Annotated in this window: 23 protein-coding genes; 3 read left to right on the top strand and 20 right to left on the bottom strand. The window is 50.5% G+C overall.

Annotated features, from left to right (window positions below):
* Positions 1-20 precede the first annotated feature (20 nt).
* The 20 genes from nuoF to ACS5NO_RS31030 all read right to left on the bottom strand — a co-directional run bounded on the left by nuoF (position 21) and on the right by ACS5NO_RS31030 (position 21,631).
* On the bottom strand, positions 21-1,361 hold the full coding sequence (gene nuoF / locus ACS5NO_RS31125) for an NADH-quinone oxidoreductase subunit NuoF (protein WP_439418722.1): 1,341 nt from the start codon (positions 1,359-1,361) through the stop codon (positions 21-23).
* 49 nt (positions 1,362-1,410) lie between these two features.
* Positions 1,411-2,442 (bottom strand): phytanoyl-CoA dioxygenase family protein, encoded by a 1,032-nt coding sequence (locus tag ACS5NO_RS31120; protein WP_150878589.1) that lies wholly within the window; start codon positions 2,440-2,442, stop codon positions 1,411-1,413.
* Between the two features lie 49 nt (positions 2,443-2,491).
* Positions 2,492-2,989 (bottom strand): NADH-quinone oxidoreductase subunit NuoE family protein, encoded by a 498-nt coding sequence (locus tag ACS5NO_RS31115; RefSeq protein ID WP_439418721.1) that lies wholly within the window; start codon positions 2,987-2,989, stop codon positions 2,492-2,494.
* Between the two features lie 6 nt (positions 2,990-2,995).
* Positions 2,996-3,436 (bottom strand): DUF29 domain-containing protein, encoded by a 441-nt coding sequence (locus tag ACS5NO_RS31110; RefSeq protein ID WP_439418720.1) that lies wholly within the window; start codon positions 3,434-3,436, stop codon positions 2,996-2,998.
* A gap of 28 nt (positions 3,437-3,464) precedes the next feature.
* Positions 3,465-4,712: an NADH dehydrogenase (quinone) subunit D gene (nuoD, locus tag ACS5NO_RS31105; RefSeq protein ID WP_439418719.1), complete on the bottom strand. Its 1,248-nt coding sequence runs from the start codon at positions 4,710-4,712 to the stop codon at positions 3,465-3,467.
* 110 nt (positions 4,713-4,822) lie between these two features.
* Entirely contained in the window at positions 4,823-5,326 is a 504-nt protein-coding gene (locus tag ACS5NO_RS31100) for an NADH-quinone oxidoreductase subunit C (protein WP_439418718.1), read from the bottom strand.
* A 120-nt stretch (positions 5,327-5,446) separates the two neighbouring features.
* Entirely contained in the window at positions 5,447-5,992 is a 546-nt protein-coding gene (locus ACS5NO_RS31095) for an NADH-quinone oxidoreductase subunit B (protein ID WP_114404311.1), read from the bottom strand.
* A gap of 56 nt (positions 5,993-6,048) precedes the next feature.
* Positions 6,049-6,420, bottom strand: coding sequence for an NADH-quinone oxidoreductase subunit A (locus tag ACS5NO_RS31090; protein WP_114404312.1), 372 nt, complete (start codon positions 6,418-6,420; stop codon positions 6,049-6,051).
* A 142-nt stretch (positions 6,421-6,562) separates the two neighbouring features.
* Positions 6,563-8,701: a T9SS type A sorting domain-containing protein gene (locus ACS5NO_RS31085; RefSeq protein WP_439418717.1), complete on the bottom strand. Its 2,139-nt coding sequence runs from the start codon at positions 8,699-8,701 to the stop codon at positions 6,563-6,565.
* Between the two features lie 195 nt (positions 8,702-8,896).
* The gene (locus ACS5NO_RS31080; protein WP_439418716.1) at positions 8,897-11,575 is read right to left on the bottom strand and encodes a sialate O-acetylesterase; all 2,679 of its coding nucleotides are present in this window, start codon (positions 11,573-11,575) and stop codon (positions 8,897-8,899) included.
* A 102-nt stretch (positions 11,576-11,677) separates the two neighbouring features.
* The gene (gene obgE / locus ACS5NO_RS31075; RefSeq protein WP_439418715.1) at positions 11,678-12,679 is read right to left on the bottom strand and encodes a GTPase ObgE; all 1,002 of its coding nucleotides are present in this window, start codon (positions 12,677-12,679) and stop codon (positions 11,678-11,680) included.
* Positions 12,680-12,708: 29 nt separating this feature from the next.
* Positions 12,709-13,299 (bottom strand): adenylate kinase, encoded by a 591-nt coding sequence (locus ACS5NO_RS31070; RefSeq protein WP_114404316.1) that lies wholly within the window; start codon positions 13,297-13,299, stop codon positions 12,709-12,711.
* A gap of 159 nt (positions 13,300-13,458) precedes the next feature.
* Entirely contained in the window at positions 13,459-15,222 is a 1,764-nt protein-coding gene (locus ACS5NO_RS31065; RefSeq protein ID WP_439418714.1) for a tetratricopeptide repeat protein, read from the bottom strand.
* Positions 15,223-15,317: 95 nt separating this feature from the next.
* Positions 15,318-16,250 carry a PstS family phosphate ABC transporter substrate-binding protein gene (locus ACS5NO_RS31060; RefSeq protein ID WP_439418713.1) on the bottom strand — a complete coding sequence of 311 codons (933 nt, stop codon included), beginning with the start codon at positions 16,248-16,250 and terminating at the stop codon, positions 15,318-15,320.
* 217 nt (positions 16,251-16,467) lie between these two features.
* A complete protein-coding gene (locus ACS5NO_RS31055) occupies positions 16,468-17,295 on the bottom strand; it encodes an energy transducer TonB (protein ID WP_138994955.1) in 828 nt (275 codons plus the stop codon).
* 41 nt (positions 17,296-17,336) lie between these two features.
* A complete protein-coding gene (locus ACS5NO_RS31050; protein WP_114404320.1) occupies positions 17,337-17,867 on the bottom strand; it encodes an ExbD/TolR family protein in 531 nt (176 codons plus the stop codon).
* A gap of 48 nt (positions 17,868-17,915) precedes the next feature.
* Positions 17,916-18,542 carry an ExbD/TolR family protein gene (locus ACS5NO_RS31045; RefSeq protein WP_138994956.1) on the bottom strand — a complete coding sequence of 209 codons (627 nt, stop codon included), beginning with the start codon at positions 18,540-18,542 and terminating at the stop codon, positions 17,916-17,918.
* Positions 18,543-18,585: 43 nt separating this feature from the next.
* Positions 18,586-19,419: a MotA/TolQ/ExbB proton channel family protein gene (locus ACS5NO_RS31040; protein WP_439418712.1), complete on the bottom strand. Its 834-nt coding sequence runs from the start codon at positions 19,417-19,419 to the stop codon at positions 18,586-18,588.
* A gap of 547 nt (positions 19,420-19,966) precedes the next feature.
* Positions 19,967-21,142, bottom strand: a complete 1,176-nt coding sequence (locus ACS5NO_RS31035; protein WP_439418711.1) for an MFS transporter — start codon at positions 21,140-21,142, stop codon at positions 19,967-19,969.
* A 111-nt stretch (positions 21,143-21,253) separates the two neighbouring features.
* The gene (locus ACS5NO_RS31030; protein ID WP_138994959.1) at positions 21,254-21,631 is read right to left on the bottom strand and encodes a hypothetical protein; all 378 of its coding nucleotides are present in this window, start codon (positions 21,629-21,631) and stop codon (positions 21,254-21,256) included.
* Between the two features lie 306 nt (positions 21,632-21,937).
* Between ACS5NO_RS31030 and ACS5NO_RS31025 the strand changes: the two genes are divergently transcribed.
* The 3 genes from ACS5NO_RS31025 (at position 21,938) to uxuA (ending at position 25,595) form a co-directional block, all read left to right on the top strand.
* Positions 21,938-22,888 carry an RraA family protein gene (locus ACS5NO_RS31025; protein ID WP_439418710.1) on the top strand — a complete coding sequence of 317 codons (951 nt, stop codon included), beginning with the start codon at positions 21,938-21,940 and terminating at the stop codon, positions 22,886-22,888.
* 115 nt (positions 22,889-23,003) lie between these two features.
* Positions 23,004-24,272 carry a mandelate racemase/muconate lactonizing enzyme family protein gene (locus ACS5NO_RS31020; protein ID WP_421828595.1) on the top strand — a complete coding sequence of 423 codons (1,269 nt, stop codon included), beginning with the start codon at positions 23,004-23,006 and terminating at the stop codon, positions 24,270-24,272.
* A gap of 99 nt (positions 24,273-24,371) precedes the next feature.
* A complete protein-coding gene (gene uxuA / locus ACS5NO_RS31015) occupies positions 24,372-25,595 on the top strand; it encodes a mannonate dehydratase (protein WP_439418709.1) in 1,224 nt (407 codons plus the stop codon).
* The last annotated feature ends 50 nt before the right edge of the window (positions 25,596-25,645 follow it).

Below are 25,645 nucleotides of genomic sequence, written 5' to 3'. Positions count from 1 at the left end.
TGATTAGATTGGTTCAATAATTACACCAGTGCCATTTCACCCTTGAAGACCGCGCCCGGTTGCGTAGCCTCGGCAGGATGCGTGATGTGCCACTCAAACTCGTCGCGGAAATGGCGAATGGCACTCGCGACCGGCCAGGCCGCTGCGTCGCCCAAGGGACAAATGGTATTTCCTTCAATTTTTTTGGCCACATCGACCAGCAAATCGATGTCGCGCATGCTGCCGTGACCGTGTTCGATCCGGTGCAGTACTTTTTCCATCCAGCCGGTTCCCTCGCGGCACGGGCTACACTGTCCGCAGGACTCGTGGTGGTAGAACCGGGAGAAATTCCACGTGTTGCGAACGATACAGGCCGTTTCGTCAAACACGATAAAACCACCCGATCCCAACATCGTACCCGTCTGAAAACCGCCGTCCGACAGCGATTCGTAGGTCATCAGACGCGGTTCGCCATTGGCCAGTTTGGTAATCAGGTTGGCGGGCAGAATCGGTACCGACGAACCACCGGCCACGAGTGCTTTCAAATGGTGGCCGTCGCGAATGCCGCCACACCACTCGTCGGAATACAAAAACTCTTCGACCGGAACGCCCAGTTCGATTTCGTAAACGCCCGGTTTTTTGATGTGTCCGGAAGCTGAGATCAATTTGGTTCCGGAGCTACGGCCAATGCCGATGGCTGCGTAAGCATCCCCGCCATTGTTGATAATCCAGGCTGCCGTCGCAATAGATTCGACGTTGTTGACCACCGTCGGACACTGATACAGTCCTTTGACAGCCGGAAAAGGCGGTTTATTACGCGGATTACCCCGTTTGCCTTCCAGCGACTCCAGCAGGGCGGTTTCTTCGCCACAAATATACGCTCCTCCGCCCGGATGAACGACCAGTTCCAGATCATAGCCCGAACCCAGAATATTTTTGCCCAGAAAACCGGCCGCTTTTGCTTCAGCGATGGCTTTTTCGAGAATACGAATCACGTACATCAACTCGCCCCGCACATAAATGAACGACTTGTTCGCGCCCAGTGCGTAGCTGGAAACGATCATGCCTTCGATGAGCAGGTGAGGAATGTTCTTCATCAGGTAGTGGTCCTTGAATGTACCCGGCTCCGACTCATCGGCGTTGCACACCAGGTAGCGGGGTACGCCTTCCGGCTTGGCCAGAAAGCTCCACTTCATTCCCATCGGGAAACCCGCACCGCCCCGACCACGAACGCCGGCTTTCTTCACTTCTTCCACGACACCCTCCGGGCTCATGGTTTTGATGGCTTTCTCAACCGCCGTGTAGCCGCCCTGTTTCCGGTATACATCGTAGGTCTCGATGCCGGGAACGTTAATATGTTCGAGCAGAATCTTTTTGCCCATAGCTTTATCTCAAAAACAGGTTAAAATCGAACCGTGAATCTCCAGATATTTAGTTCCATTCTTTTCCGGCCGTCATCACATCTTCTTCGGCCAGATTGGTTGGGTTTGCATAAATCGTAATGCCGTTGTGAAGTTGAGCGATGGATTTTTCCCCTTCTTCAAAACGGTGTTTCGGATACGAACGGAGAGTCGAATAATGACAAACGAACGATTTCCGCGTCAATGCCGGATTATTAATCCGGCTCCCGCCATGTGCCAACGCACCGTGCCAGAGCAGTACATCCCCTTTTTTCAGGAGCAAGATGGTGCCTTTAATGCCATTTTTCGCACACGTCTTATTGAGGTAATTCGTAAATTCATCGGGCGTGTAAAAGGAGTCCTGTTCACTAAACAGGATTCCGGTGCCAAAATCGAATTTCGGCAGGCGGTGCGAACCCGGATAATACACCAGCGGACCCGAGTCGGGGCTGACGTCTTCGAGCGGAATCCAGGCGGCTGCCAGGTGGCTGGCAATCTTTGAGCGCACCCAGGGATAATCCTGGTGCGTGCCCTGCTGACTGCCGTATTTAAAGATCAGGCTCTGAAAAACCGTCGTCTTTTCATTGAAAACCGCATCCAGAAACGTAGCCAGGTGCGGATGCGTCATCACTTTTTTGGCCCCAATCGAACTGTTATGGTACTCTAGCAAGCGGGATCCGATGCCTCTCAGTTTTTCTTTGGGAACCTCTTTAACGGGCGTTTCCTTGCCGTCGTTGAACTGGTACACCAACGATTTGACGGAATACTTTTCGTTGTTTTCAACCACTTCTTCCACTTCCTGCCACAGATTGTCGAGCCACTGGGGTGGTATGGCCTTTTCCAGAATGACGTAGCCGTTATCGCGCCAGTCGCGCAGTAGTTTGGCTAAATCGTAAGGGAAGTCTTTCGGCGTTTTAAACGTCTTGACAAAAGCGTCGATATTGGCGTCGGAGCGATCAATCCAGGGCAGTGTATCTTCCTCAAAATCAAGCGGTGAATTTTTCATCCGGAACTTAACCATCCGGTACAACCGACGAAGCTTATCTTTCAATTTGCTTTCCATGCGTAATCGTTCTTCGTTGAATTTGAGGTTGATGTGTGTACTGGTTTTTTTACCGGCTCAATTCGGCAATGATTTCATCGACTTTATCCCGCGTCAGATTCATGTAGTATTTTTCCCGGATCTGAAAAACCGGTCCCATCCCACAGGCTGCCAGACATTCGACTTCTTTCAGGGTAAACTTTTGATCGGCGGTGGTTTCGCCCGCCTGAATACCGAGCTTCTGTTTCAGATAATCGTAGATTTCTTCCCCGCCCATCAGACAGCAAGGCCCGGTCCGGCAGTATTCAATAACGTGTTTCCCCACCGGGTCCAGGTGGAACATGGTGTAGAACGTAGCGACTTCATACACTTCGATCGCCTGAATGTCCAGCATCCGGCCAATGTAATCCATCACTTCCGGACTCAGCCAGCCCCATTGTTCCTGCGCCAGGTGCAAAAGCGGCAGCAAGGCCGACTTCTGGCGTTCAGCCGGATAACGGTCAATCATTTCCTGCGCTATTTTCAGCCGCTCAGGGGTAAATTCTACGGTAGTTGAAGTTTCCGTCATATCGGTTTACAGCAGGTATTCATCTTCAAAAACTTCCTGCCACGTTAATGGAGCAGGTTCAAATTTATCTTTACGCGACAGGTTCATTTCGGCCTTGGCTTCTTCAGTTGCGTCCTCAAAACTTTCCTGCCAACTAGTCTCAATAAACTGCACGTTTAACGACGGCATGTATTTTTGGAGCTTTTGAATTTCTCTCCGGGCATTGACAATCGTTCGTACCCAACTGGTTGACCGTTTTTGTGGTTGATAACGCCATTTCAGGATATGAACCATCAGCCGTACAAGCTGACTTTCCAAGGCCCGTTTGTCCGCATTCGACATATTTTCGTACAATTCATCCAACCCCTCCATGGCTTCTTCATACTCCTTATCTTCGATAAGTTTCCGAATGGTTTCAACCGTATCCAGGTGCGACGTTATGACTAAATCCTGCCAGTCGGGTTTCATACTCCCTCCTTTCCCTTTTAACCGGGTTTTACGAATCCAATTCGCCCGCAATCACGTTCAGGCTACTCATAATGACAATCGCATCCGACAGGGTCGTTCCCACACACATTTCCGGATAGGCCTGGTAGTAAATGAACGAGGGCCGGCGGAAATGCAAACGATAGGGCGCCCGGCCTCCGTCGCTGATCAGGTAAAAACCGAGTTCACCATTACCGCCTTCAACCGAATGGTAGACTTCGCCCACCGGCGCATCGATCTCGCCCATCACAATCTTAAAGTGATAGATAAGGGCTTCCATGTTGCGGTATACTTCCTTCTTCGGCGGCAGGTAGTACTCCGGCGCATCGGCGAAGTACGGACCTTCGGGCAGGTTTTCAAGGGCCTGCTCCACAATCCGGAGGCTCTGCCAGATTTCCTCATTCCGCACCATAAACCGGTCGTAGGTGTCGCCACTCTTGCCAACCGGAATGTCAAATTCAAAATCTTCGTACGACGAATACGGATTCATGACCCGAACGTCGTAATCGACTCCGGCAGCCCGCAGATTGGGGCCGGTAAAACCGTAGTTCAGCGCGCGTTCGGCCGTAATCCCGCCCACGTCGATGATGCGGTCCATGAAAATCCGGTTGCGGTTAAACAGTTTCTCGAACTCGCGCATGATCGGCGGAAACCGCTTGATGAACGCCCGGATTTTACGAATGGCTTCCGGCGACAAATCGCGTTCCATCCCGCCAATCCGACCCATGTTGGTGGTCAGACGCGCTCCGCAGACTTCTTCGTAAATTTCGTAGATGTTTTCGCGTTCTTCGAACAGATACAGAAAACCGGTAAAAGCGCCCGTATCCACGCCCAGAATCCCGTTACAGATCAGGTGATCGGCAATCCGGGCCAGTTCCATCATAATGACGCGAATGTACTGCGCCCGCTTCGGCACCGTAACGTCCAACAACTTCTCGACCGTCATGTGCCAGCCAAAGTTGTTGATCGGCGACGAACAGTAGTTCATCCGGTCGGTCAGTGTAGTAATCTGGTAGAAAGGCCGCCGTTCGGCAATTTTTTCGAACGCCCGGTGAATATAGCCAATCGTCTGCTCGCCCGACACGATCTTTTCGCCATCCATTTGCAGGATGTTCTGGAAAATACCGTGTGTGGCCGGGTGCGTCGGACCGAGGTTAAGGGTGGTTAACTCGTTAACGTACTGAACCGATTCTTCCGGCTTGGCTGGCAAATCGCTGCCGGGTATGTTTTTATTCGATATATCAAGTACAGTGCTCATGTAACTTTGAATTAATTGAATGCTAAATGGTTGGATGGGTAGACTGTTAAATGGCTATTGGAATCATTTTTAACAATTTAACCATTCAACCCTATTTAGCCATTCAACCCTTATCTTCCAAAAAGTGCATCAATCTTGTCTTCCCGCGTCGGATCTTCGAGCGGGTATTGCTTCCGCATCGGAAAGTAATCCATATCTTCCATGTTCAGAATCCGGGTCAGTTTCGGATGACCATCGAAAATGACGCCGAAGAAATCGTAGGTTTCGCGTTCCATCCAGTTGGCACTCAGGTAAACCGTCGTGGCCGTCGGAATGTGCAGATCGGCTTCGGCCAGAAAGACCTTGATGCGAATCCGGAAGTTATTGACCAGGCTGTGAAGTTGATAGACGACACAAAACTCGCGCTCCGGGTTCGGATCGTCCGGGTAATGAATACCGCACAAGGTCGTCAGAAAACTGATCTGATAAATCGGATGAGTGTTCAGATACTGAAGCATGGGAATGATCTGCTCCCGCGTGGTCGACAACGTGAGCATGCCGTACGGATCATCAAAATCATAAACGTCTTCTCCAAACTGGCGGATCAGGTCTTTAGCAACTTCTTCGTTAGTCATGAAAAAAGATCAAGTTGTCGTTGGTTCAATGGTTGACAATGGTTGGATGGTTAAATTTTTGCCTGAAGAACGAAAAACCATTTTACCCATTCAACCATCCAGCCATTATTAACCATTCAATCATTGAATATTATACGATTCCAGCAGGTGCTGATATTCCGGTGAATTTCGCCGGCGCAGGGATTCGTTGATCGATAACTGCTGCACTTGCATCAACCCGTCCAGAATTTGTTCCGGGCGCGGTGGACAGCCCGGCACGTACACATCAACCGGAATGATGCGGTCGATGCCCTGCAAAACACTGTAGGTGTCAAAAATACCGCCACTCGACGCACAAGCGCCAATGGCGATGACCCAGCGGGGTTCGGCCATTTGCAGATACACCTGTTTCAGAACCGGTGCCATTTTCTTGGCAATCGTTCCGGCCACCAGCAGAACATCAGCCTGACGGGGCGAAAAACTCGGGCGTTCGGCTCCGAACCGGGCAATGTCATACCGTGATGCCATGGTCGACATAAATTCGATGCCACAACAGGAGGTTGCAAACGGCAAAGGCCACAGCGAATTCGCACGGGCCAGACCAATTATTTTATCAAATGAAGTTGCCTGAAAACCGGGGCCTTCGTAACTGGCGGGGGCTTCGGCTATCTTGATGTCACTTGCCATGCTGTGTTGGTTGTTTGTTGATAACAACAAATTAACATTTTATACTGCATTTCAGTTTACTCCCACTTCAATACGCCTTTTTTCAGGATGTAATAGAAGCCGGATAGCAGTAATCCCATAAAGAGAATCATTTCCAGGAATCCCGCCATACCCAGGCTTTTGAAATTGACAGCCCAGGGATACATAAAGATGACTTCCACATCAAAAAGTACAAAAAGAATGGCGATCAGGAAGTACTTGATGGAGATTGGGGTCCGGGCGTCACCTTCGGAGGGGATGCCGCACTCAAATGCAGCGTCTTTTTTCTGGCTGTTGCGCTTGGGTCCGATGTTGTGCGTGACAAACATCGTGGTAACAATAAATCCCAGCGCCAATCCCAATTGGATAAAAATCGGCAGGTAATCTGAAGGCAAATAGGTTGTGTCCATACGAGGTTGCAGAAAGCACCGCAAGTTAACGATATTTCAAACACGAAATTATCTTTCAAATTTACCACATAAGCGCGGATTTATCAACACAAAGCGGGTCTTCCACCGGAATGAAAGACCCGCTTTGTTTCGGCTCCGGCGGTTATTTGATCCAAACCCGCCGGGTGGCCTTGTAGCCGTCGGCTTTCACCCGGATGATGTAATTCCCCGGCGAATACGTTGACAGATTGATGGCCAGTTGGTTGTCAAAAACCGGCACCAGGGTGGTATAAATCACCTGACCACTTAGGGTTGAGACCGTTACGTTCGCATTGGTGATATTTTCTTTGATTTCCAGCCGGACAATCCCGTCGGTCGACGGGTTGGGAAAAGCGATGATCCCGGCACTGGCATTATCGTTACCGATGTAGCTGACGTTGTTCGAATAGAGGGAATAACACACCAGCGAACTGTTACCAACCGTAAAGGTGGTTTTGGAACGGGCCGAATATTCTCCGTTTTGCGTAACTTTTATGATGTCTGAATTACCGCCAACCACGTTCCCACCGGTTTTCCAGTCATACTGCCGCTGGGCTACCGCAGCCCCCGCGGGCGGAAAAGCCTGCAACGAGAATGGTCCCCGCTGCGCAACGGTGGGCGGAGCTTGTTTCGGCTGAATAATCAGGCTGGCGGGCGCAGAAGCCGCTGAAGTGCAACCATAGAGATTAACGGCACGGGCCGTGTAGGAACCCGCCGTTCCGACGGTCAGTTGACGGGTCGTGGCATTGGTGCTCCAGACGATGCTGTTGGCAACGGGACTGTCGGTTGAAAACGTGAACGTCGAATCGGCGCAGGCCTGCTGTGTTCCCGACTGGGTGATGGTCGGAGCGACCGGCACTAGGGGAGCGGCTATGGTCACCGAGGGAGAAATAAAGGTGGTCCCGCCATCATCCTGCGCAATGGCATAATAGGTTCCGGGGGCTGTAACCGCCAGGGTACTTCCTTTCTGACCGTTGCTCCAGGTTACATTGGTGAGTTTGAATGGCGTATTGTCTTTGTCCCGCACCTCCGCCTGCAAACTCAGGTTAATGCCCTGATTGGTCGAGGCACAGGCCACGGTCAGTTCCGGAGTCGGTAACGGCAGCAAGGGGATGGCTCCGGTAAAAAACCGCTCGTCCATGCTGGCAAACCAGGCTTCGGCATACTGACGAAGGCCGTCGCCACCGAAGTGCGTCCCACCGTCGTTGTTGACGGCATCAAAGCGCGGAATCTGAATGCGGTCAGTTTCAGGCCCGGCAAAAACGTTGTTGTTGAACGTCCCGATTACCTGATTCTGAGCAGCAATGATTCCGGGCTCAACGCGCCCCAGGTTATAGGAAGACCGGGCCAGCATCCAGGAGGGATACCGCCGGGTGTCGGCCCGGGTTTTATTGATCAGCAACTGCATCCAAAGCCGGTATTGTTCCTGCTGGAGCCGCAGGTGATTATCGGTTTCGCCCTGCTGCCACAAAACCGCCCGAAGGCCCTGGAGCGAACTGAAATACCGCAACGAAATCAATAAATTTCCGTAGGGCATTCCGGCGGGAAAATTCTGGTCGACATACACGTTTTTTGTCGTTCCGCCGTCGAAGCTCTCAATCCAGTTCTGGATGGCAGTACCGGCCCAGGCGGTATTGATAAACAAAACCGGGACGTTGTATTTTCGGGAAATCAAATCACCTAGCTGGCCCCAGCACCAGGCACTCTGGCCCCGCGGCCCCACGAGGGCATCGGCACCCAATTGCCGGAAGCTGGGAGAGGGCGGATTTTCGAGGGAACTGGCGACCGAATTATCGTAGGTGATGCAGTTGACCCGGTCGTCGGTGGCGCCTTCGGCTCCCCGCTGCTGAAAGCCCTGGGCATTCGATTGTCCCGTGATGATGAAAACCTCACCAATCCCGATCCGAACGACATTGTCCTGACCCACCAGCGTATTTCCCTGCCAGGCCCGGGCTTCCAGTCGGTACCAGCCCCCCCTTCCTTTGAGCGGCCCCTGAAAAATACCGCCCTTCGGATTGGTCTGAAGGGTTTGCCATTCGGTGTCGATGCCTTGCCCGTCGTTCATTTTTACCAGCCGGGCTTCCACTTTCGTTATCGGCTGGGCGTAGGTGCCGGCCACGTAAATCGTACTGTTATCACTCTGATCGCGCTGAAAAACCGCGCGGCTCGAAGGATAGGTTATTTTCAGTTGGGCAACGGCGGGGTACCAAAAAAGCAAAAATCCCGCCATGCCGAGCACTCGGGTAAATACGGTGGATTTCATTCGTCAACAAGTAATCGTTCTCAATGCAGTCGCGCTTAATCGTCAGTTATCGGATTCTTGTGTAGTTAACCTGGCAAAACAAAAGAGAACGGCGTTATTTTTCCGTTGTCTGCTAACAAAGATTCGGCTTTTTTCCGGGAAAACAAAACCGCCCCGCGAAACGCATTTCACGGGGCGGTTTCTTGAATTAACTACCTATAAACCAATCAACAGGCGTTTCGACACGTTGAAAGTGGAAGAACGAACCATCAGAACATAATGCCCCGAAGGAACAGTTGACAAATTCCAGGTCTTGCGTTCGTTAAAGCTGGCTACGGTTCCCTGCCATACTACCTGTCCACTCAGGGTCGCCAAGGTAACCGTCGCATTGGTAATATCTTCCAGCGTTTCAATGGTAATTTCCTTGTTGGGACTGGGGTTTGGGTAAATGCTCAATCCATCATTGTCGATGATGAGCGTAAAGGCGATGGGCGCGGAGAAATCGGACGCGCATACCAGCCCATTGTCGTAGGCCAGAAAAGCCCGGGCGCGGTAGGAACCGGTCTGATTGGCCTTGATGATGGCGGTCCGGGGTTCAACCACCGCGTTGTCCCGCTCCCACCGGTAATAATCGCCCTGCCGGGTGCCGGCGGCTTCCAGCGTATAGGTCCCGATTTGCTTCAGAATCGGGACTGTCGGTACGGGTTTTACATCGACAATCAGCCCCGCCGACGGTGGAGAAAAGCACCCATTCGCGTCGCGAACGCGGGCCGTGTAGGTATTGGATTGGGTCGCCACGATGCTCTGGGTCGAATCGCCGACGTTCCAGAAGGCTTTGAGCGTTCCGCTGGCCGTCAGGGTCACGCGCTCGCCATCACAGAAAGTGGTGGAGCCGCCGGCGGTCAGCGTGGGCGGTGCCGGCAATGGGTTGACCCGAATCGAAACCGTATTGGACGGATCCGAGAGACATCCATAAATGTTACGGGTTCTGACCAGGTAATTACCCGCCAGATTGATGGTGACACTCCGTGCGGTCTGGTTCGCCACGCCTTCCCAGACATACCCTGCTTCGGCAGTCGATGTCAGGGTTACGTTCTGATCTGCGCAAAACGTTGTCGGGCCACCGGCCGATACCGTGGGACGGCTGGGAAGAGGATCGACAATAATGGCAATCTGGTTCGATTCCCGGGAGGTGCAGCCGTTTTGGTCGGTAACAGTCAGGGAATAGTTGCCTCCTCTCCGGATTTCGATCTGTTTCGTTTTCTCACCGGTACTCCAGTTGTATACCAGTGCATCCGTCGATTGAAGGGTAGTGGACAACCGGTCGCAAAAACGGGCCTGTCCCAGGTTTGTGGCCGTTGGCGCAGCGGGCAGCGGATTCACTTTAACGGCTACTTCATCCGATGTAAATTCGCAATTGCCAACATCCCGGTAAACAGCCCGGTAGTTGCCCGCCGTCGAAACCGTAATATTTTTTCCGGTGGTGTTGTTACTCCAGGCCGTGTTGTCGTAGCTTGACGTTAGGGTCAGGTTACCCCCTTCGCAGAACGTCGTTGGGCCGCTGGTCGTGATGGTGGGACGGTTCGGAACCTGGTAGGGAGCCGAAAAAAGCGTATTGCCCAGTCCATCTTTAACGGTTGCCATATATTGGCCGCTGCCAACGGTTATACTTTGGGCACTTCCGCCTGAACTCCAGTTAATCGAGCTAAATCCCCCTTCCACCCGCAGTGCCAGCGTATTAGCCGCTCCACATGCTACCGAAATGCTCACTCCGGCGGCTGGTGACTGAGGTTTGGAGTTTTGGAAAAAATTATCATTCATGCTGGCGTCCCAGGCTTCGGCGAACTGAATCAACCCGTTGTCGAAGAAGTGGACGCCTTCTCCGTCACGACGCGCACCCGCCCCGCGCGGTATCTGAATATTATCGGTATTGGGACCTGCAAACACATTCCCGGCACTCTGAATCGTTTTATCCTGCCCGGCCAAAATGCTTCCGTCGCTGCCATTGGCATCGGAATAGGAAGCCCGGCAAACCAGCCAGGAAATATCCTTCCCACTATGCTCCCGACTGCGCTGAATAACTTTCGTCAGGTTAGCGGCATAGTCGTCCGACGAGCGATTGAACTGATTATCTGCTTCACCCTGGTGCCACAGGATGGCCCGGACGCCCAGCGTTTGAACGTAATAATTCAGGGCTGTCCTGAGGTTTCCGTACGGTTGTCCTACGGGGTATTTTTCGGTGTTGGTATATTCTTCTGTGGTCTGAATACCGTCTGCGCTCTCACGCCAGTTTTTAGAAGAAGACCCTCCCCAGCCCGCATTGAAGAATAAAACCGGAACGCCTAAACGCGCCACCAGGCGGTCGCCCAGTCGTCCCCAGCACCAGGCGGAATATCCGCGCGGAAAAATGCGGTTGCCCGCATCCAAATGCGAAAAATCGGGAAAATTGGGATCAAACGGAACCTGATCGATACCGGAGCCAAAATTGACACAACTCACCCGGTCATTGCTCGCTCCCGGACCGCCGTAATTATCAATGCCCTGCGCGTTGGACTGACCGGCAACGACAAATACTTCCCCGACGCCAATGCGTTCAACGCCACCACCTTCAATGTACTGCTCACCCTGCAAACCCCGAACTTTCAGGCGATACCAGCCACCTTTTACCGTTACTGAACCGGAGAAAGCTCCCCCTTTCGGATTTTCCTGAATGGTGGTCCAGTCGACCAGGGTACCGCCATCCATCGGTTCGACCCGAACCTGAATGCGGGTAAAGGGCAGGGAATAATAACCGCCAATCCAGAGACTCGCTTCGTTACCGCCATTCCGCTGAAAAACCATTCTGGATTTCGGAAACGTAATCTGAATCTGCGCCAGAGCCAACGCAGGAAGCAAGAGGAAAAGGAAGTTCAATAACGTTGTAAAAATCCGGATTTTATTCATAGCTGAGCGTCCGATTGTGTCAATCGCGATGGTCGCTTGTCGGGTTGGTTACACTTAGTTTTCAGTTTGCGTCAATGCTTTCCAGATCAGATCCTTTAGTTCAGTCAATCCCTGCTGACGGACGGACGAAATAAAAACCGCCGGGATATCAGCCGGTAAACGATCCAAAATCGCATTATAATCTATCTCCTCGATTAAATCTATTTTTGAGATTGCCAACAGGCGCTGTTTATCAAGCAATTCGGGATTATACTGCCGCAATTCGTTCAATAAGGTCTCGTATTCAGCTCCGCAGTCCTCACTGGTGGCTGGTACCAGAAATAGCAGAATAGAGTTCCGTTCAATGTGCCGCAGAAAACGCAGTCCCAGGCCTTTTCCCTGTGATGCACCTTCAATAATTCCCGGCACATCGGCCATGACAAACGATTTATAATCCCGGTAAGCAACGACCCCTAACTGGGGGACAAGGGTTGTAAAGGGGTAATCCGCAATTTCGGGTTTAGCCGCCGACAGGACGGACAGCAACGTTGATTTACCCGCATTTGGAAACCCAACCAACCCAACGTCAGCGAGCAGTTTCAGTTCTAAAATGACCCATTCTTCAAGCCCTGGCTCGCCCGGTTGTGCATAGTCGGGGGCCTGCTTGGTTGCAGATTTAAAGTGGGTGTTTCCCATGCCTCCCCGGCCACCGGGTAAGAGAATGACTTGCTGGCCATCCTCCGTAATTTCGGCCATTCGATCGCCGGTTTCAGCGTGACGGGCTATGGTTCCCAACGGAACCTCAATAATGACGTCTTCGCCTTCGGCTCCGGTTCGCCGACCTCCTTCGCCCCCTTTTCCGGGTTTTGCCTTGATGTGTTTCTGATATTTCAGGTGCAGCAGGGTCCAGAGCTGCGAACTTCCTTTCAGGATAATGTGACCACCCCGACCGCCATCGCCCCCATCGGGTCCGCCTTTATCGACGTGTTTTTCCCGCCGAAAGTGCATAGAACCCGCACCACCTGCACCGGATCGAATGTTTATTTTTACGTAATCTATAAAATTTGATGAAGCCATGCTACTGTTTTAGGCCTATCGCTTGTATTTTACTGGCGAACATTCGCAGTGACCGTTTCAATTTCGGCACAGATGGCCTGAAATATTTCTTCAATATTCCCAATGCCACCAATGGCTTTGAACTTTCCTTGCGACTCGTAGTAACTGGCGACAGGTGCCGTTTTATCATTGTACTCTTTAATCCTGCGATGGATCAATGCTTCGTTCTGATCATCAGGACGGCCCGACGACTGCCCCCGAATCAGCAGCCGTTTGGTCAGTTCGTCTTCATCCACCACCAGTGCCACCATGACCTTGATCTGGGTGTTGTGCTGGGCCAATAGTTCATCGAGCGCTTCCGCCTGGGGAACTGTTCGTGGAAATCCATCAAAAATGAAGCCAGCCGCTGACTGATTTTCTTTTAGCTTATTCTCAATCATACCGATCACGACCTCATCAGGTACCAGAATTCCCTGGTCCATGAGCATCTTGGCTCGCAAGCCCAGTTCTGTGCCCCCCCGTATTTCGGAGCGCAGCAGGTCGCCGGTCGACAAATGCACCAATTGATATTGGGCAATTAATTTTTCACTTTGTGTGCCTTTTCCGGCACCCGGCGGGCCAAATAGTACAAGGTTAAGCATAGAGTGATAGCAAGATACACGCAGGTTTATGCACAAAATTACAATTGTTGGCAGGAAAACAGCATTTTCCGGCCGAAGTATTTATCAATAGGTGTCTACGAACAAAAAGAGGAACCGTTTCAGGGGTTCCTCTTTTTGTCAATAATTCATTATTACCGGTTATTTCGTAGCCTTCACCGGCTTTTTAGCGGCTGGCTTGGCGGCTGGTTTTGCAGCGGGCTGGGGTGCCGGCGGATTCAGTGCATTTTGCACATCCTTATCGTTCGGATCAAGCTCAGCCGCTTTCGTCAAGTATTCCTTCGATTTAACGGCATCGTTTTTGTTAGCGTAGTACGACGACAGAAATTTATAGGCGGTCATCATATACCGTTTGTTGGCTTCTTTCTTAGCCGCATCAGCCGCGATTTCCTTGTCGGAAACCTCCAGATATTTTTCATACAGCGGTACGGGCTCACCGGTTGCCATTGCACCTTTGGTATCGCTGAAATAATTAGCAGAAGCGCGGAAATAATAACCGGGCGACCAATCAGGGGTAATCTGATTTACTTTCAGGAACGCTGAATCAGCAGCCGCATAATATTTTTCCTTCGCTTCACGAATGGCAGCGGTGTCACCGTTCATCATCATGGTGCTGTCCCGGCCAACCCGGCTTCCGAGCAGATAATTAGACATTCCCAATTGGAAGTAATCATTGGTCGTTGCTTTTCCCGTATCCAGGGCGATGGCTTTCTGCCAGGCAAGCGCTGCAGCATCATACTTTTTAGCCCCTTGCAATGTTTTTCCGATTTCCCGGTACAGGTTTTCCGTTGTATCCAACGGTGCTGCTTTTTCCAAGTTCACCAGAGCCAGCGAATCGCCTTCCGGTGTTCCCAATTGCCCATATGCCCGACCCAGGTATTTATAGTCATCATAAATGACTTTTTCCGGGGCGGTTTTGATAAACGTGTTCAACGACTCGATGGCTTCATTGTACTTGCCCGAGCCTGAATACGCCCAGCCGTAAATCCGTTGAATAACCGGGTTGTTCACTTTTCCTTTCAACTGATCCAGTTTTTGAATGGCTTTCAGGTTATCGCCAGCCAGGAAGTCGAACTGAGCTGAACGCAACAGTTTATCCACATCCGTAGTCTGGCTCTTCTGAATGTACAGATCCATGTTTTTGGACGCATTTTTGTAAGCTCTTGAGCCAAAAAAAGCTTCCGCTAGATCTTCGTAAGTAGGCGCAAACTCGGGGTCCGCTTCAATCGCCTGGGCGTAGAATTTTTGCGCTTCCGCATAATTCTTACCGCGCAGGAAGGTGTTCCCGATTTTGTATTTGGCTTCCGCGTCATTTGGCCGGATCGATAGGGCGTTTTCGTACTTCGTAACCGCGTTACCGCCATCATTCTTGAGTGAGTACGCATCGCCTAACGCCATTTCAATGTCAGCGTTTTCGTTCTTCTTATCCCGCTCGTCCGCAATTGCCAGAATCCGGAGTGCTTCGGCCGGATCGTTCATACCGGCATCTTTGAACATCGTGTAGGCTTCACCAGCGCGCAGCAACACATCGATATTCTTATTTTTGGTTTCTTTCAGCGCATTGTCAATCAAGGTTTTCGCCGTAGCGCGATCCTTCTTGGCCAGGGCAACAGCACCCAATCCCACATTGTTGAGTTGGTTTTTAGGATCGGCAGCCGCGCCTTTTTCAAAGGCTTGTTTGGCCGCGTCCGGATTACCGGATTTCAACTGAGCATATCCCAGATAGAAAAAGTTTTCGGCAGAAGGAGCACTGGTTGCCAAACTTTGAAACGTTTGGAGAGCCTTGGTATAACGGCCTGCTTCCAGATCCTTCACTCCCGATTGTGCGTCTTGGGCAACCGCTTGCAATGAGCCAAACAAACCGGCGGCTACCACTGTCAACAGAGCTTTCTTTTGGAAATTCATGCCAATTTCAGGTTGAGAAATAGGTGAAAAAATAGTTTACTATAGTAAAAAACAAAATGCAAAATTATACAATTGCGTCAGAAACAGAAAATTTTTCATTTCTTTTCCAAATATACCTCCCGAATATACGGTTTGGCAGGCCAAAGACCACTTTTTTCGATCAGTAAGCTGCCCACATCCCGAACAATGTAATTGACCAGTCCTCCTCCTAAACCCGCATGGGCTTCGCGGCTGATCACGTATACGTTTCGACGCAGGGGATATAACTTTAAACCTAAATTCTTTTGAAATGGTTGGAAAAAATCGTCGATTGAACCCGGATTTGCCTTCTCCGATACGCCCATTACCCGCAGATTTTTTGACAACTCGGCCGCTAGAGGAGAATCGCCGTCGCTAATCCAGTTGACGCCGATAAATCCCAATGCCGTTGGATTCTTACGAACGTAATCAATAACCTGTTTGTTTGATTTTACCGTAAAAATTTTGATACGGCTTAGATCAGAAACGTTAAACTGCTTTAGGGCAAAGTTCAGATTGCTTGAGTTGTTATTGTCGAATACCAGTACAATGGGTCCTTTCTGGCTTCCGGTCTTCAGTTGTTCCCAGCGGGTAATCTTTCCCTGAAAAATAGCGTTCAACTCAGGCATAGTAATCAGGCTATCCTGATTTTCACGGCCAACAATCAACGCAATACCGTCTGTGGCAATAAATTCCGATTTGTATTTGATTTTCTCCTTCGTAAAAACGGACTTCTCGTTGTCATTCAGTTCCCGCGTCGAAAAAACCAGCCGGGCACTGTCCCGCAGCATCGTCGTGATGGCTTCCTGCTCGGGTTTAAATGCTACGTTAAATTTTGCTCCCGGATAAACGCCTTCATAGGCCTTATAGATCGACTCGACCATCGGCTCCAGCGATTCATCGGCCGTGACATTGATCGTTCCGTGGCTCGGGTTATCCGGCGGAGGTTTTGAGCAGGAGATCAGGCTGATCAATACAAGCCCTGTTCCAATCGTAATCAGATTCTTCATGACTAAAGCCAACGTTGTATGCCCCGGTATGCTCTAAACAGCCCATATATGATTAGCAAACCTGCCAACAGATATCGAAAAACTCCGGTGGGCAACAGTCCAAAAGACTGGGAGGAGGCAATCAGGTAGATGCCCCCTCCCAGGTATAACAACCCCATCAGCACCGTAACAGACAGGCTGAAAAGATCGGCAGATGGTTTTTCTTTCATTCGCAACCTTACTCCAACTGGAAGTTGATCGGCAAGTTGTATTTTACCCGTACCGGGCGACCAGATTGTTTACCGGGTCTCCATTTCGGCATGGCTTTTACAACGCGCATGGCTTCTTCATCCGTACCAAACCCAAGTCCTTTCAAAACTGTGACATCCTGGATACTTCCATCGGTATTAACGACGAAGCTCACGAACACCCGGCCTGAGATGTTAGCCCGGGAGGCTGCGGGTGGGTAGCGAATGTTCTTGCCCAGAAACTGGCCAAGCGCAGCCATCCCTCCCGGAAATTCCGGATTTTGTTCAACAACGGTAAAGATTTGGTCTTCTTTGGGAGCCGCTTCAACGGCAGCTTCCACCTTGGTTGGACCGGCGGTTTCTTCCGGAGCCACAATCACCTCTTCGGCGTTGGGGTCACCTTCCTGCGTTTTTTCGGCCGCAACGGCTTCTTTCAACTCTTCCACGGTTGGCGGAGGAGTTTCTTCAGGAACTTCCTCATCCGGTTTTACTTCCGGAGGAAGAAACTTCACCGTGTTCACCTTCGGCAATTCGACCGGTGGTGGCGGTGGTGGTGGTGGCTCATTGGGGTCAATCGGCGGAGGTGGTAACTTCATCAGGTCCACTTCAACCATCGCCTGCTCATCTTCTTTCGGAGTCAGAACAGAAATAATTGAAGGAGTAGCCATTGCCAGCAGAAACAGTACCGACCCGATAATCAGGGCCCGATAGACCGTTGTGGAATAGCCTTTCCGTAATGCATACGCACCATACGCCTTGTTACGATCTGCGAACACGATGTCATCGAGTGTTGCAGGATTAGTCGTTACTTCTGCCATGGCGATTAAATAATTATTGGGTTGGCTTTATCAGCCGTTCATTACTTCATTTTATCGGCAATAAGCTTATTCTCATCCGGAGTCAACTGGTCTACCAATGCGTAGCGTTTCGTCTTCGTAATGGCCATCTCGTCCAGCATATCCACCAGATTTTTGTAGGTAGATTCTGCGGTTGGCTTGATCACCACGACGAAGTCTTTCTCTCCGATTTTTTGCTTGTTTTCCTGAAGTGCATTGCGAATTTCGGGACCAAACTGAACCGTTTTCAATTCCGGGTCTTCGTTAGCCGCTTTTCCGAAAATGTAATGGATCTGGTTTTCTTTCCCCAGGAAAATCGTCATTACCTTGGAGGCCTTGATGGGCTCCGTTTCAACTTTCTCGGTCTTGTCTGGCACGTTTAGTGTCATCGAAGACGGTTTACTTAAGGTGGAGGCAAGAATGAAAAACGTAATGAGAAGAAAGCCCAAGTCAACCATCGGGGTCATATCGACCCGGGTAGACCCTTTTTTACTGCGGACTTTCCCACCTTTATGTTTACCACCACCACCCCCACCAGCGTCGATATCTGCCATTGTGTTACGAATCTAAGGCGATGAATCGCGTGAGTTTGTGGTTAATAATTAATCATTTGTCCAGCCGGCCGGCGGAGCTTCAGTCCCGGTAATCAGGTTAAACTTGTTAATGTTCTGCGATTGCAGGGAACTTAACACGTTCTTGAAGTTCGGAAATTTCGCCAGGTTATCACCTTTCACAGCGATACGCAGTTTGTTATTCGCTTTCCGGGCATTGAATACCCATTGCGACAACTGGTTCGTTTGCAGGCTGGCCGTTGAATCGACCGGAACGCCCGGCTGTTTCACCTGCGCCTGCTGATCTGATTTCAGCGATAAAAACGACTTCAATTGGTTGACCGGAATCCCGAAGTTTGGCAGCAGAGAGAACGCTTTCTTTTCCCGATCGGAGAACGAAATCCCGTAGGTTTCTCCAATGTTTTCGAGCATGGCAATCCGATTGGGTTGCCCATCGATACCAAAGAACACTTTCCCCTCTTTGTCCAGACTAATCGTCATGATATCCGTATCGGGAACTTTTATACCGGAAATCGAGGTCGGCGGATTGATTTCAGCAGCCTCCTGTACGCGAATCTGAGCCGTCAAAATAAAGAAGGTCAGAAGAAGGAATGCTACATCACACATCGCCGTCATGTCCATGTGAGGTCTCGACCGTTTAGGCTTAACGATAGGCATAGTTTATTGTTTTTTGTGATGTAAAAACGGTACCGAACCCCAATTAATTGTGTGCGGCAAAGTTTTGCTGAATGCTCAAACCGATTTCATCGATGTTGTAAGTCAATTCATCAATGCGGCTCGTAAAGTAGCTGTACATGATCGTCGCGATGGCGGCCGTACCGATACCCAACGCCGTGTTGACAAGGGCTTCCGAAATACCCGTTGACAAAGCGGCCGTATCCGGCTGACCCGTCGATCCCAATTCGCTAAAGGCGCGGATCATACCCAATACCGTACCCAACAGGGCAACCAGCGTCGATACCGAAGCCAGCGTAGCAATGATGGTCAGGTTTTTCTCCAGCATCGGCAATTCAAGCGTTGTTGCTTCTTCAACTTCTTTCTGAAGCGCAATCAGTTTTTGCTCTTTGGTCAGTTCCGTGTCGGTTCTGAGTTGCTGGTATTTTACCAGTGCCGTTTTGACAACGTTTCCAACCGAACCTTTCTGACGGTCACACTCTTTGATAGCGGCTTCAACTTCATTGCGGTCAAGCTGACCTTTCACTTTCCGAACAAACTCGTCGATTGAACCGGAACCATTGGCACGACCGATCGTAATAAAACGCTCAATTGAGAAAACCAGTACAATTAAGAAACAGGTAAACAGAATAGGTACAATTGAACCACCTTTGTAGATGATCCCAAAATAATCGCCGTCGACCGGTAAGTTTTCGTTATTTCCACCTTGGAAGTGACTACCATCGCCAAATACAAACATGTACGTGCTCAAAGCGATGGCAAACAAAATGGGAATGACAAACACCGGGTTCAGACCGCTCGACTTTTTCTTGGGAGCTGCTGCTTTAGCTGGTGCTGGAGTTGGAGATTGTGTTTTCATTAGACTAACTGTAGGGTTAAATTGAAACTGGTTTTTTGTGTAAAGAAAACGAAAATTTCAAATTGAAACGTTTTGGTAGAATAAAATTTCGGAAGACTTTCCTCGAAGCCTACTACAAAAGTATCAATTTTCTATCTGAATTTATACAAATGGGTAGGTCATTTTTTTGTTAATTCGGGAATTTATTCAACGATTTTTAGATTTTTCCAAGTTTTTACCATTGTATTAAATTTGTAAAAAAATTAGTAACTATTTCTTTTTCACGCCATTATACGAAATATTATTTGTTTGCATATAAAAGCCAGTTTGTACCCATGTGAATGAAAGATTTATGCGAGTAAATCTGCCTGAGTGGTGAAGATCTCTATGCTTTTGGGATTTCTACCTACTAATCAGGACGTTATTCCCGTAAACCCCTTACAAATATACAACTAAAAATATCGTTCAGAAAAATTACGTTTGGGTGACCAGCAGCTTAAAATCCGTTTTTTAGCCCCTGATTCTGCCTTTTTTGCAAAAATCATAGTCGCAAGCCCTTAAAAATTGTTTATTTTTTTTTCGGTTTCCCTAGAAGAAAAAGAAAGGAAACCGATGAAAAGACGGCAATGCTGAAAAAAGCCAGCGGGAACCGATCGGTTTTATTGTCGTAAAGAAAAGCCGAAAGATAAGCGCCCAACCCGATACCGGCCTCCAGTGCAATGTACATGGTTGCCAGCGCCCGCCCCCGATTCTCCGAATGGCTAAGATCAACGGTCCAGGCCTGCGCCGTTGGCGAATACATCCCCATCGAAATGCCAAACACCACGCCTGCGAGCAAAAACGACGTGGTAGAAGTGCTAAGGGCCAATAAAACCATAGCCGCCGTGATGATCAGGGAAGCCAGGCACAATACCGGACGACGCCCGTACTCGTCGGATATCTTACCCGCCAGAAAGCGAATCGCCAGGGAAGAAATGGTGAAAACCGTAAAAAATAACCCTTTATTGCCCACATTCAATGCCTGGCTGAAGTCGGGAGCCAGCGTAATGACCGCACCAAAGCTGAAGGAGTTGAGAAAAGTGACCAGCGATGGGGCAAAAACCGCAGGCTCGAAGACATCCCGACGGGAAATCCGCAATAAACGCCAGCGAAACGGCACGCGGTTGGTCAGCGTCTCCTTCATGTTCACTAAAATGATGATGGAAAGTAACGCCAGCACCGAAGACGTATAAAACAGGGCATTCAGGCCAAAAAGTGACGTCAGCCAACTCCCCAAAGCCGGGCCGAACGCCATGCCGATGCTGCCACTTAAGCCTAAAACGCCCATCGCTTCGCCCCGCCGTGCATCAGGAACAATGTCAGCCACGTAAGCCGAGGTTCCGGTCGGTTTGAATCCGGTCGAAAAACCGTGTACCAGCCGCAACAGCAACAAAGCCGCCACCCCGTTGAACCAGACCAGCGGTACCAAAGGATATAAAAAACCGCATACGAAACAGACCAGCGACCCGAAAGCCATCACCGGCACCCGGCCGATGGTGTCGGTCAACCGGCCGCTGAAAGGCCTTGATAACCCGGCAGTTATGGTGAACAAGCTGATGATATAGCCCTTGTATTCGGCCCCGCCCAGGTCCGTTAGATAACCCGGTAATTCGGGAATCAGCATGTTGAAGCTGGCAAAGAAAAGAAATGAACTCAGGCAGAGAAGAAAAAAAGCAGGAGTATAAATGGTACGCGGCTGTTGCATCCGCAAAATTAATCAGATTTACGGTTTTCGATAAACCCAAAAAAAAGCTACTTCCGAATCAGAAGTAGCTTTCCTGCGCTTTCTTAACCTAAACTAATCCTACAGAATCATTTATTTCATGGAAATCATCCGGGTCGGTTCAACCACCGCGGGTTTTCCAATGTTGACCGTCTTTTTAACACTTCCCTCCGAAGAGATAAACTCCAGCTCATACTGCCCGTCCGCCAAACCGCTGACGTCCAGCTTCGCGGCAAACTTACTTTCGTTTTTGCCAATAAACCGTTTGAAGAAAACGTCATTGTCCTTGTTACGCAAGACCACCGTTACCGGTGTCGACGAGGACTTTTCAACGGCCACCCAAATTTTGTTTTGATTCGTCACAAACGTGCTCGTTTCAAACGAACGGTTTTTGGGCGTGTTCGGAGTGGCCGTTGCGAGGTTGGCGCTCAACAGCGCAGTGCAGATCAAAGTACCAAATAATGCTTTCATGGTTTGTTCGTATTTGTTGTTGTTGTTTCTGTTTCTATTGTTGTTACTGTTCTGATTACTCTATGCCAATTGCCATGCCAACAAATTAACATCCTGATAATCAGCATACGAATTTTCAGTATTATTGAAAGGTGTACGAAGCCGGACACTATTTGTTCGGTTGCGGACAAAGTGGACACGGTTTTGGCACAACCGTCGCCGAATACCGTGTCCGGTAAATTCAATCCGGGCTAAAGGGTAGATGTTTTTGCCATTCGCCTTCTTTCCTTTAATTCCCAAACCAATTAGCTGTTCTTGAATTTCATGATGAAACGGGTATCTCTATTAATCGCATCGCTCGTTCTGTTCGGACTGGCGACGGTGTCGTTCGCGCAACAAATCTCCCGCGAAGAACTGATCTTTCTCACCCCGGAATGGAAAGGGGAACGCTTTCCGGACGGGCGGCCCAAAGTGCCGGATGCCATTCTGAAGCGCATGAAACTGGTGACCCACGAAGAAGCCTGGGCCACCATGAAAGGCGAAAACTACAAGTATCAGTATGCCGGTGGCTGGCAAACCATCAACCCCGACAGCGTGCTGGTGGGTCGTGCGCTCACGGCCACGTTCATGCCCGGACGACCCGATGTGCAGCGGGTTACTGATAAAAAAGGACACGAAAAAGACGGCCGCGTTAAATCCCAAAATTCCTGGCCCATCGATATGCTGGTGAAAGGCGACGTTTATGTGGTCGATCAGTTTGATATGCACGAAGACGGTCCAACCATCGGCGATAACCTTGGCAATTCCATTTACGCCAAAACCGGTAACGGTATCGTTTACGAAGGGGCCGTGCGCGACATCGCCGGTCTGAAGGAAATCGGCGGTTTTACGTCCTACTTCCGTAGCTATCACCCTTCCCACCACCTCAACAACGCCGACGGCGAGTTGAACACGACCTTGGTGGGCATTAACCGCCCGACCCGGATTGGCAAAGTGATGGTGATGCCCGGCGACATTGTGCTGGGCCGCGATGGGGGCGTAAGTTTCATTCCTCCGCACCTAGCCGAAAAAGTGGTCAAAACCTCCGAAATCGTCCGCTTGCGGGATATGTTCGGCCACCAGCGGCTTCGCGAACAGAAATATACGCCCGGCCAGATCGATACCCGCTGGTCGGATGTGATCGAAAAAGACTTTTCCCAATGGCTCAACGCCCACTTGAGCGAATTGCCGGTTCCCAAAGAACAGATTCAGGAATATCTAAAAACCCGTACGTGGTGAAAGAGCTATTACACAGAGTTTATCAAAGGAAATCAGAGTTAATCAAAGAAATCTCTGGTAAACTCTGATGACCTCTGATAAACTCTGTGTAACAACCCCACAAACTCCTTAACTCATGACCTCACGAAGATCTTTCCTGACGAAAAGTGCCATTGCCAGTGTGTTTGCCGCCACCGCCAGCTACGGCAACGGCCTGGAAACCGCCATCGAGCGAACCCCGATGTCCTCCGCGCCGTCGGATCTGAAAATCACCGACATCAAATGCGGTTTCATTCGCGGTGGACACAGCTTATTTGTCAAAATTCACACCAACCAGGGCATCTGGGGCTGCGGAGAAGGCGTCGATGCCACGCCCGGAACCTATCATCTGGTGAAGCTGATGGCCGAGCGCATCAAGGGCAAAAGCCCGCTGAATGTTAACCGACTGTTTGAAGACATCCGCCGATCCGGTTTTTTTGAAGGGGCTCAGGCCGGGATGTTTATTGCGGTTTTGTCCGCCGTCGAAACCGCCCTGTGGGACTTGGCCGGAAAAGCCCTCGGACTGCCCGTTTACCAATTATTAGGCGGTAAATACCGGGACCGAATCCGGGTTTATTGCGACACGGGTACGTACCGGGATACCGACAAAAGCACAAACAATTTCGCCCAAAGTGCCGTCGAAGCCGTCAAAATGGGCTTTAACGCCGTGAAATATGACATCGACGAAGCCGGTGACCCCAATAAATATGACCGTTACAACTGGACCGCCAGCCCGGGCGAACTGGAGCGGATGTATAACCAGATTGCCGCCGTTCGGAAAGCGGTTGGTCCCAAGATCGATATTTGCGTCGATATGCACGGGCGGTATGACATGACAACGGGCAAACGGGTGGCCAAGATGATGGAACCACTGAATCTGATGTTCCTGGAAGAACCGATTCCGGCCGAAAACGTCGACGCCTACAAGATCATTTCCGAATCGACCAGCACGCCCATTTGCGCGGGTGAAAACCACTATCTGGCCCACGGTTTCCGGCGAATGCTGGAAATTGGCGCGGTGGACATTATCATGCCCGATTTGCAGAAAGCCGGTGGATTGGGCGAAGGTCAGCGGATTGCCAATCTGGCCAACCTGTATTATGTGCCGTTTGCGCCCCACATGGTGGCGTCGTATCTGGGCGCGATGGCGTCCAGCCACGTTTGCGCATCGGTGCCGAATTTCATGATTCTGGAATGGCAGATTTATTTCCATGAAGATCCGATGTTCAAGGAAATTGTCACCTTCGACGGGCCCATGGTCAAAGACGGTTTTATTCCGCTGTCCGAAAAACCGGGTATTGGCGTCGAAATCAACGAAGCGGGCATGAAAAAATACGCTCCGAAAGACGTGCCTTTCTTTGTGTAATCCATGAAAAACGCATCCTTAACACCGTAAAAGAGGCTGAAATTCGTCATTTTTAGCCTCTTTTACGGCGTTAAACGTAAAACAAACAATAGTGTAAGGATGGGAATGCTACAAACCATGCGGTGGTTCGGGCCGCACGACCCGGTTTCGCTGATGGACATTCGTCAGGCAGGGTGCAGCGGCATTGTGACGGCTTTGCACCAGATTCCGGTCGGCGATGTCTGGCCGGTGGAAGAAATCGAAAAACGGAAACAGCTTATCGAAGCCGACAACGGGCGGTATTCATCCCTGCATTGGTCGGTGGTAGAGAGTTTACCGGTTCACGAAGACATCAAGAAAGGCCGGCCAAGCCGGGCCCATTTTATCGATACCTATAAACAATCGCTACACAATCTGGCTGCTTGCGGTATCCATACGGTTTGCTACAATTTCATGCCGGTTCTGGATTGGTCACGCACCAATTTGAACTACGAAATGCCCGATGGTTCCTTGGCTTTGCGGTTTGTGTGGGAAGATTTTGCGGTTTTCGACCTGTGCATTCTGAAACGACCGGGTGCCGAAGCGGATTACGAAGCGGACGTGATCCAGAGCGCCCGGGAGAAATTTTCCGGGATGACGCCGGAACAAATCACCGAATTGAGTAATATCGTTCTGCTCGGTTTGCCCGGTTCCGAAGAAGCGTTTACGCTGGCGACATTTCAGGGTTTGCTGGACGAATACACTACGATCGGTGACCGCGAACTACGGGAGAATCTCTACTATTTTATCCGGGAAGTGGCTCCGGTCGCCGAATCGGTCGGCATCAATCTGTGCATTCACCCCGACGATCCGCCGAGACCGTTGCTGGGATTGCCGCGCGTTGTGAGCACCGAAGCCGATCTGGCGGAATTGATGGCGGCTTCCGATGTGACCGCTAACGGCATTACGTTCTGCACCGGTTCGCTGGGAATTCGCCCGGACAACGACCTGCCGGGCATGATCCGGCGGTTTGGCAACCGGATTCATTTTATTCACCTCCGAACGACCAAACGCGAAGACAACCCACGCAATTTTCACGAAGCCGACCATCTGGCGGGCGACGTGGATATGTATGCCGTCGTGAAAGAAATTGTGCTGGAGCAGCAACGGCGGGCAAAAACCGAAGTGGGCGTAACCCAGATTCCGATGCGTCCGGACCACGGCCACCAGATGCTCGACGACCTGCATAAAAAAACCTATCCGGGGTATTCCGCCATTGGCCGACTGCGCGGATTGGCTGAATTGCGGGGTCTTGAGTTGGGAATTGTGCGGTCGTTGGAAGATCAAATTATTTCGCAGAGTTGAGCGGAGTTAAAAAGAGTTTATCAGAGACTCCGCTTAACTCTTTTTAACTC

It is taken from the genome of Larkinella fluvii (assembly GCF_051857545.1).
GTDB lineage: Bacteria > Bacteroidota > Bacteroidia > Cytophagales > Spirosomataceae > Larkinella.
Note: the sequence above shows the minus strand (reverse complement) of the source record. Positions and strands in the feature narration are given on the sequence as shown.

Excerpts from the sequence above, each read along its gene's own strand:
- ACS5NO_RS31035 (WP_439418711.1), bottom strand. The coding sequence starts at position 21,142 with ATGCAACAGCCGCGTACCATTTATACTCCTGCTTTTTTTCTTCTCTGC.
- nuoD (WP_439418719.1), bottom strand. The coding sequence starts at position 4,712 with ATGAGCACTGTACTTGATATATCGAATAAAAACATACCCGGCAGCGAT.
- ACS5NO_RS31045 (WP_138994956.1), bottom strand. The coding sequence starts at position 18,542 with ATGCCTATCGTTAAGCCTAAACGGTCGAGACCTCACATGGACATGACG.
- ACS5NO_RS31050 (WP_114404320.1), bottom strand. The coding sequence starts at position 17,867 with ATGGCAGATATCGACGCTGGTGGGGGTGGTGGTGGTAAACATAAAGGT.
- ACS5NO_RS31110 (WP_439418720.1), bottom strand. The coding sequence starts at position 3,436 with ATGAAACCCGACTGGCAGGATTTAGTCATAACGTCGCACCTGGATACG.
- nuoF (WP_439418722.1), bottom strand. The coding sequence starts at position 1,361 with ATGGGCAAAAAGATTCTGCTCGAACATATTAACGTTCCCGGCATCGAG.
- ACS5NO_RS31070 (WP_114404316.1), bottom strand. The coding sequence starts at position 13,299 with ATGCTTAACCTTGTACTATTTGGCCCGCCGGGTGCCGGAAAAGGCACA.
- ACS5NO_RS31100 (WP_439418718.1), bottom strand. The coding sequence starts at position 5,326 with ATGACTAACGAAGAAGTTGCTAAAGACCTGATCCGCCAGTTTGGAGAA.
- ACS5NO_RS31085 (WP_439418717.1), bottom strand. The coding sequence starts at position 8,701 with ATGAAATCCACCGTATTTACCCGAGTGCTCGGCATGGCGGGATTTTTG.
- ACS5NO_RS31115 (WP_439418721.1), bottom strand. The coding sequence starts at position 2,989 with ATGACGGAAACTTCAACTACCGTAGAATTTACCCCTGAGCGGCTGAAA.
- ACS5NO_RS31120 (WP_150878589.1), bottom strand. The coding sequence starts at position 2,442 with ATGGAAAGCAAATTGAAAGATAAGCTTCGTCGGTTGTACCGGATGGTT.
- ACS5NO_RS31095 (WP_114404311.1), bottom strand. The coding sequence starts at position 5,992 with ATGGCAAGTGACATCAAGATAGCCGAAGCCCCCGCCAGTTACGAAGGC.
- ACS5NO_RS31030 (WP_138994959.1), bottom strand. The coding sequence starts at position 21,631 with ATGAAAGCATTATTTGGTACTTTGATCTGCACTGCGCTGTTGAGCGCC.
- ACS5NO_RS31025 (WP_439418710.1), top strand. The coding sequence starts at position 21,938 with ATGAAACGGGTATCTCTATTAATCGCATCGCTCGTTCTGTTCGGACTG.
- ACS5NO_RS31040 (WP_439418712.1), bottom strand. The coding sequence starts at position 19,419 with ATGAAAACACAATCTCCAACTCCAGCACCAGCTAAAGCAGCAGCTCCC.
- ACS5NO_RS31060 (WP_439418713.1), bottom strand. The coding sequence starts at position 16,250 with ATGAAGAATCTGATTACGATTGGAACAGGGCTTGTATTGATCAGCCTG.
- uxuA (WP_439418709.1), top strand. The coding sequence starts at position 24,372 with ATGGGAATGCTACAAACCATGCGGTGGTTCGGGCCGCACGACCCGGTT.
- ACS5NO_RS31090 (WP_114404312.1), bottom strand. The coding sequence starts at position 6,420 with ATGGACACAACCTATTTGCCTTCAGATTACCTGCCGATTTTTATCCAA.
- obgE (WP_439418715.1), bottom strand. The coding sequence starts at position 12,679 with ATGGCTTCATCAAATTTTATAGATTACGTAAAAATAAACATTCGATCC.
- ACS5NO_RS31055 (WP_138994955.1), bottom strand. The coding sequence starts at position 17,295 with ATGGCAGAAGTAACGACTAATCCTGCAACACTCGATGACATCGTGTTC.
- ACS5NO_RS31065 (WP_439418714.1), bottom strand. The coding sequence starts at position 15,222 with ATGAATTTCCAAAAGAAAGCTCTGTTGACAGTGGTAGCCGCCGGTTTG.
- ACS5NO_RS31020 (WP_421828595.1), top strand. The coding sequence starts at position 23,004 with ATGACCTCACGAAGATCTTTCCTGACGAAAAGTGCCATTGCCAGTGTG.